We start from the raw sequence: 6,669 nt of genomic DNA, 5'->3' as shown, positions 1-6,669 counted from the left end.
ACTCTTTAGGACAAGCGATCAAGACGTTCATTGACATGGGGCGTGAGCCGTCAACTTTGGCCGAATAATATCACCCACGGGGGTCAGCCTATCGAGGTGAAGACCTTCCAATTCGTGAACGTATCGACAGACCCGGCTGAACGGAGCACATCGCCGATACTCTTTAGGACAAGCGATCAAGACGTTCATTGACATGGGGCGTGAGCCGTCAACCGCAAACGAATGGCATCAACCACGTGAGCCGGCGTAATTACGTGAAGACATTCCAATTCTGGAGTATGTCGGCAGACACGGCTGAAACAGGGGCTACATGGAACCGGCCCACTCAGGATCTGATGGCCATCGCCATAGGGTCCGGTCCGAATCGCACTGGTCGGTCCAAACAACGCAACGACAGGAACCCCCAGTGCCGACGCGATATGCATCGGGCCTGAGTCGTTTGTCACCATGGTGGATGCGGATGAAAGCAGTACCGGGAGATATTTCAACGGAAGCTCCCCACACAAATCGACAAACGGACTTGAAGTCAGAGTCCTGAGCTGATTCGTGGAACGACGCTCGTCCGAACTTCCTATGACTGCAACCGGCCCAAGCTGCGAAGCATGCAGTTGATCCAGGACCGCAGCAAACGCCGTCAGCGGCCATCGTTTTGTCGGCCACCGCGCCCCAATATTCATCGCAATCCATGGTCGATCGACTGCAAAACCTTGACGGTGGCAGATCGTTCGAACAGCGGCGCTATCCTCTTCCAGGAGCTTGAACCGAAACTGCGGTCTCTCAGGGGGTTTCACCCCCAAGGCACCCAATAGGGAAAGATATCGATCGACTGCGTGAACATTCAGATGTGTGACCGGAACACGGTTGGTATAGAACCAAGGACTTCCCTCCCGTGCGTTCGCAAAACCAAGTCGTGTCGGCGCACCACTCAGCCAAGCCAAGATACCGCTTCGAAACAACCCTTGCAAATCAAGCGCAAGGTCAAACCGTTGAGCTCTAAGCGCCACACCCTCCCGCACCCAATTGCTGACCGTCATGTCGACCGGCCAGACACGATCAACTCCCTCCGCTCGCTCAACGAGCTCAGCCCACTGGCGCTTCACCACCCATGTCAGGTGCACCCCGGGCCACTGCTCCTTGATCGCTGCCACCACCGGAAACGTATGGACGATATCCCCCAGAGAACTCGGCTTGATCAGAAGAAGACGGGCAGTATCCCTGAGGACGAAAGAAGAGGAACCGAAAGATGTAATAGGTGACACCAAATAACCTTTCTGCCTACGCCGCTGGCGTAGCATGGGAATACTGAATCACGATGCAGGTCCCTCATCCGTGCCTAGCCTCTCTCTCTTTATACGCACGTAAGGACATGGGTCCGCACATGGGGAGCATAGAGACCATCAAGTATCGCCTTACCGCTGCCCAGAGCTGACGTTTCGCGTCGCTCTTCGAGGGATCGGCAGAGACGTTGCCATACGCGCACATACGGAGCTGGGCTGAGGTGATGCCGCAAAGCACTATGTTGGCGCACGATTCTTGAGATCCACTCGCAATTTCCTGGAATCACGGCGGAGAATGGATCGGCAAGCAGAGGCTCCTTTGGGGTGAAAAACATCGTGATATTCCCACCATCCTGGGAGATCAGATGAGAGGTTTCATGCAACCCCTGCTTTTTGGCCAACCGGCGCAATGACACAACATTGAAATTGTAGAGGTGAGCTTCGTGGAATGTACTGTGAGGGGCCTGACAGGTCGCTTCCACATTCGGGACCTCTACAACGAGCACCCCGTCCGGCTTTAACCAAGAGCGGAGGCGTGCCAGAATGAAACCCGGGTCTTCCGTGTGTTCAAGGACATGCCAAATCGTCACGATATCGAAGGAGGCCGGAGCAAACGTCGCGTCCTGCACGAATCCGACTTGAACCGTCAGCCCATATTGCTGGATCGAATGGTCGGCATACCCTCGATTCGGCTCTATCCCGTTGACAACATGACCCAACGATTGGAGCAAATAGGCAAACTCTCCGCCCCCGGTGCCGACATCGAGCACCGTTTTCCGACTCGGCAACAGCTGCTCGATCTTCCCCAACCGTGACAGCGCGACCTTGCCCGCACGCACAACATGCTTGGGTTTCGGGCTGTAGGTATGTTTATACGCGAGACGATACTGTTCCTCATAAAACTGCCTGGCGTCATGTGGACGCGGATCCGACCATACGAGCCCACAGGCTCGGCAGATGACAGTCCGTAACGGGTTCCCGCTTCGACTTCTGGTTGAAAGAATCGAAACCTCGATCCCGCCACAGAGATTACAAGGGATGGAACAATCCTTCGTACCCTGCATCGCCATTTTCCTCCGAGTCATGGGCATCGTAGCCTTAGACAACTTACTCTCGCTGTGTAGCCAACACAAGCCCAGCCTCGGCCGGCGTGCCGTACGTTCGGCGGATGAAACGTTCACCCTGCCCCGTACTATTCATGCCGTGATAAGGCTCCCCGGTTCACGTCGGACAACAGCCAGTCCACAGCCCCGGGCAGGGAGGCTTCAACTCTGTCCGGAATCAGATGAGTGTCCGTCAAAGCTTCCAACTCTTGCCACCGGGTTACCCCGGTGGTCACTAGAACACTTCGTGCTCCCACCCGTTTGGCCAACTCGATATCACGCGGGTGATCGCCGATCACATACGACCGCTCCAGATCCACCCCCAGCTCTTGGATCGCCTGGTCAATCATCCCACGGTTCGGCTTTCGACACCCACACCCGTCATCCGGATGATGGGGGCAGAAATAGATCCCGTCCAACGTCGCGCCGGTTTGACCAAGCAAATGCCTGAGCTTCTTGTGGATGGCCTCAAGATTGTGGCGAGAGAGGAGTCCCCGCGCGATCCCCGATTGATTTGTTATCAGGATCAATCGGGCACCGGCCAGTTTCAATCGTGCGAGCGCCTCCGCCACCCCAGGAAACAATTCAAACTGATCGGGAGACTTGATGTACCCAGGGTCCGGATTGAGGGTACCATCGCGGTCCAGAAAGATGGTGTAGCCTTCCAAAACCCTGTCAGGTGTGAGGCGTAAGGCGTGAGGCGCAGGTGAGTTTTTCTCCTCTTGCCCCTCACCCTTAACACGTAACCCGCTCACTTGTTGCACCGCCACCTCGTACACTCGATCGGTTGAGATGCGAGTCATGCACCGGTGATCAATGGGGCATTCCCGAAGCAGGCAGGGAGCGCACTCAATCACCTCTCGAACAACCGACTGCTCCTGACCATAGGGAGCCGTCGTACGCGAATCTGTCGGACCGAACACGGCAACGACCGGCACTCCGCACGCAGCCGCCACATGCATCGGCCCTGTATCATTCGTGATGAGGATGCGACATCGCTTCACCGCTGCCATCAATTCACGAATTGTTGTTGCGCCGGATAACACCACCGATGGTCTATTGATTCGAGAGGCGATGTCCTCCCCCAAGGACTCTTCGCCCTTCGCCCCAAGAATAGCCACGACTACCGCTCTGCCCTCATCACGCTCTACCTGCTCTGCAAGCCTGCGCGCGACTTCAGCAAACCGCTCAGGCAACCATCGCTTCGCGCTGCCATAGGTCGACCCAGGATTAATACCGATCACGATGTCCGATGAACCACTTCCCAGAGCCGCGAGCCTCGTATCCATGGCCTGACTCTCTTCTGAGGTTACCGAGAGTGTCGGGAGGGGAACGCTGCCGGACAAACCCAATGGCTTCAACAAATTCCAGTAGTACTCAACTTGATGAACGGACTGGCTACGTTCAGGCACAGCAACAGGCGTGGTCAGGAAGAACACACGTCCATCAGTTGCATACCCATACCGCTGCGGAATGCCGGCAAGCCACGCAATAAACGCAGCCTCAAAGGCGTTCTGAAACAGTACCGCGAGATCGAAGCCATGCCGTCGCAACAAGCCAGCGAGCGCCCATTTCCCAGAAAGCCCGGCATGCCCCCCCCTATCCTCATAAACCAGTACCCGATTCAGTTCTGGAGCGGAACGGAACAGCTCGGCAACCGTTGATTTGGCCAACATCGTGATGCCCGCTTCCGGAAAAAGCGACCTGAGACCTCGAAGGGCAGGCTCGCACATCACGGCATCGCCGATCCAATTCGGCGCCCGCAGCAAGATGTTTCGAGGCTGCTCCTTAAACATGACACTCCGATGGGCTGCTTCGCGATAGCGCCCCATCTATCAAGCGGGACAACCGATCTTCTCCTCGAACCACGTCGGTTTCAAGACGAAGCATCCACCACGCATCATTGACGCTGAGCAGGGACGCCAGTTTCCCGCCATCCTTTTCAGTCGTCAAGACGATGTCACTCCCGCTCCCCTGTACCTTGGTGCGAACCGCCTCAATCTCACGAAGACTGTAGCGATGATGATCTTCAAACATGGTTTCACCCACGATCTCGATTCCGACAGATTCAGCCGATCGTCGAAAGGAGAGACTATTGCCGATTCCGCTCACCAACCAAGCCTTTTTCCCCTCCCCCCATTCAATTGACTGTGACGCTCCCGAACTGATCGCGATGAAAGATTCCGGCCGAAACACCACTTCAATGGCATCGTCGGTGAGACACGGTATCCTGCGTAATCGGCTCCGAACGGCATCAACGTCGTGGCGAAAATCGGCTCGCGTGATCACAACCGCGCTCGCCCGATCCAACCCATGCAACGGCTCTCTCAATCTTCCCGCCGGAAGCAGTGCGTCGAGTCCGACCGCATCAGTGGCATCCAGCAGTACTAAATCCACGTCTCGATGAAGCGCGAGATGCTGAAACCCGTCATCCAAAATCATACAATCGACTGGATGTCGCTCTAAGACCCAGCGACCGAGTGCCACACGGTTTGCACCCACTGCCACGACGGTGTGGGGACAGCGCTGAGCCATTAAGAACGGTTCGTCCCCCGACTCCGATGAGTCTGACAAGAGACGCACTCCGTCCGATACCAGAACATGCGGTGCGTGACTCGTCCGCTTATAGCCTCGGCTCAGGATCGCGACTCGCCGTCCCTTCGCCATTAATCGTTGAGCGAGAAAAATAACGAACGGAGTCTTTCCTGTTCCTCCGACCGTCAGGTTTCCCACGCTAATGACCAGACAAGGCAACCGTGTGGTGAGCAACCACCCGTGCCGATAACACCATCGCCGAATGTGGGCGATGAGACCGTACAAGCCAGCCGCCCAGTACAGCCCTGCACGGACCGGTTGTCCTGGTGACAGAAATGACATATCAGGGTTTGGCCACCAGAGGCCCTGCCTCTTTTTTCACAGAGTGGGTGGGGCGCAAGGGGGCAGGACGGAGACAGCGTTCTATTTGTTCCACACTACGCATGAGGGCGCCTTGGTTGTCACACACCACCTGTCTCGCCACCTGCCCATCTCGATTCCGTCTGTCAGGCTGACGTATCCATTCATCAATCGAGACGACAAGGTCCTCCACGCCCATCACCCGACGACCTCCTCCAGACTCTGACAAGAGTGTCGCAATCTCGGCACAATGGTCTGTATAGGGTCCAAACATCACCGGGGTCCCCCACACGGCGGGTTCGAGCAAATTGTGCCCTCCGACGGGAACCAGCGTCCCACCCACATACGCCACAACGGCTTCCCGATACGCACGGGACAATTCTCCTCGCGTATCCAAGATGATGACGCGCGGGCCGGTGAGTGTTTCTTGGAGGCGGCTCTTACGCTGCACCACAAATCCAGCCGCTTGAAGCATTCTCTCAACTTGATCGGCTCGCTCGATATGGCGAGGAGCGAGCATGAGCACCATCGAAGGAAATGACTTCGCGATTATTTCATAGGCTGAGACCAAGAGTTCTTCTTCTCCGGCATGAGTGCTGCCGGCGAGAATCAACTGCTCGTGCTCGTTGAGCCCAAGGCTCCGGCGCTGCGACTCGTCAGGCTGAACAGAAGGCAACGGCTGATCAAACTTGATATTGCCGGTCACTTGCACACGTTCTGGTTCCGCCCCTAACGTGACAATCCGCTGTCGATCCCGATCAGATTGCATCAGGCAGAGTGCTAACGTGGCGAGCACCGAACGCCAGAAGGAACGAATGCCAAGAATGTTTTGCCTGCCAAATGATCGAGACGATAACCTTCCATTCACGAGCACCGACGGCACCCCATGCTCACGCAAGGTCCACAAGAGATTGGGCCACAGTTCCGTTTCAACGAAGAGATAGAGAGCTGGCTTCACACGGCCGACCATCCGAGCCACCGCCCATGGGAAATCAAGCGGAGCATAGCAATGTTCGGTCATGCCGCCGAGCCGCTGCTCGACCGCCTCACGGCCGGTTTCAGTCACGGTCGAGACGAGATACCGGAATTCGGGATGCCGCTGATGCAAGGCCTTCACCAAAGGCGTCACTGCCACCACTTCCCCCAGCGACACCGCATGCACCCATATGACTGGTCTAGCTGTCTGGCCGTTTTCAGCTGCAGGAAGGCGCCACCCCATTCTTTGGGAAAAACCCGGGCGGCAACGAGGCTTGGCCCACAGCACCCCAATGACCACGGGGGCGGCGATCAGCAGGCCAATGTTATAGAGCAGCTTCCACATGGGAACGAAGTTTGACGTAAGAGGTAAAAGGTGAAACGTGCCGCAAAGTTATCCGAGCCTCCTACGCTTCACG

Annotated in this window: 5 protein-coding genes; all 5 read right to left on the bottom strand. The window is 56.6% G+C overall.

Going from position 1 to position 6,669, the window contains the following annotated elements:
• Positions 1 to 185: 185 nt before the first annotated feature.
• The 5 genes from waaF (ACMTNU_RS06580) to ACMTNU_RS06560 all read right to left on the bottom strand — a co-directional run bounded on the left by waaF (ACMTNU_RS06580) (position 186) and on the right by ACMTNU_RS06560 (position 6,596).
• A complete protein-coding gene (gene waaF, locus ACMTNU_RS06580; RefSeq protein ID WP_413934430.1) occupies positions 186 to 1,259 on the bottom strand; it encodes a lipopolysaccharide heptosyltransferase II in 1,074 nt (357 codons plus the stop codon).
• A gap of 89 nt (positions 1,260 to 1,348) precedes the next feature.
• The gene (locus ACMTNU_RS06575) at positions 1,349 to 2,341 is read right to left on the bottom strand and encodes a class I SAM-dependent methyltransferase (RefSeq protein WP_413934429.1); all 993 of its coding nucleotides are present in this window, start codon (positions 2,339 to 2,341) and stop codon (positions 1,349 to 1,351) included.
• Positions 2,342 to 2,469: 128 nt separating this feature from the next.
• Entirely contained in the window at positions 2,470 to 4,176 is a 1,707-nt protein-coding gene (gene waaF / locus ACMTNU_RS06570; protein WP_413934428.1) for a lipopolysaccharide heptosyltransferase II, read from the bottom strand.
• Positions 4,169 to 5,257 carry a tetraacyldisaccharide 4'-kinase gene (gene lpxK / locus ACMTNU_RS06565; protein ID WP_413934427.1) on the bottom strand — a complete coding sequence of 363 codons (1,089 nt, stop codon included), beginning with the start codon at positions 5,255 to 5,257 and terminating at the stop codon, positions 4,169 to 4,171. Before lpxK ends, waaF (ACMTNU_RS06570) begins: the two co-directional genes overlap by 8 nt.
• 1 nt (position 5,258) lies before the next feature.
• The gene (locus ACMTNU_RS06560) at positions 5,259 to 6,596 is read right to left on the bottom strand and encodes a 3-deoxy-D-manno-octulosonic acid transferase (RefSeq protein WP_413934426.1); all 1,338 of its coding nucleotides are present in this window, start codon (positions 6,594 to 6,596) and stop codon (positions 5,259 to 5,261) included.
• Between the last annotated feature and the right edge of the window lie 73 nt (positions 6,597 to 6,669).

Origin of the sequence: Nitrospira sp. BLG_1 (genome assembly GCF_047338595.1) — a bacterium.
In the GTDB taxonomy this organism is placed as follows: domain Bacteria; phylum Nitrospirota; class Nitrospiria; order Nitrospirales; family Nitrospiraceae; genus Nitrospira_D.
Note: the sequence above shows the minus strand (reverse complement) of the source record. Positions and strands in the feature narration are given on the sequence as shown.

Coding starts and splice junctions, on each gene's coding strand:
- ACMTNU_RS06575 (WP_413934429.1), bottom strand. CDS start 2,341: ATGCAGGGTACGAAGGATTGTTCCATCCCTTGTAATCTCTGTGGCGGG.
- waaF (WP_413934428.1), bottom strand. CDS start 4,176: ATGTTTAAGGAGCAGCCTCGAAACATCTTGCTGCGGGCGCCGAATTGG.
- lpxK (WP_413934427.1), bottom strand. CDS start 5,257: ATGTCATTTCTGTCACCAGGACAACCGGTCCGTGCAGGGCTGTACTGG.
- ACMTNU_RS06560 (WP_413934426.1), bottom strand. CDS start 6,596: ATGTGGAAGCTGCTCTATAACATTGGCCTGCTGATCGCCGCCCCCGTG.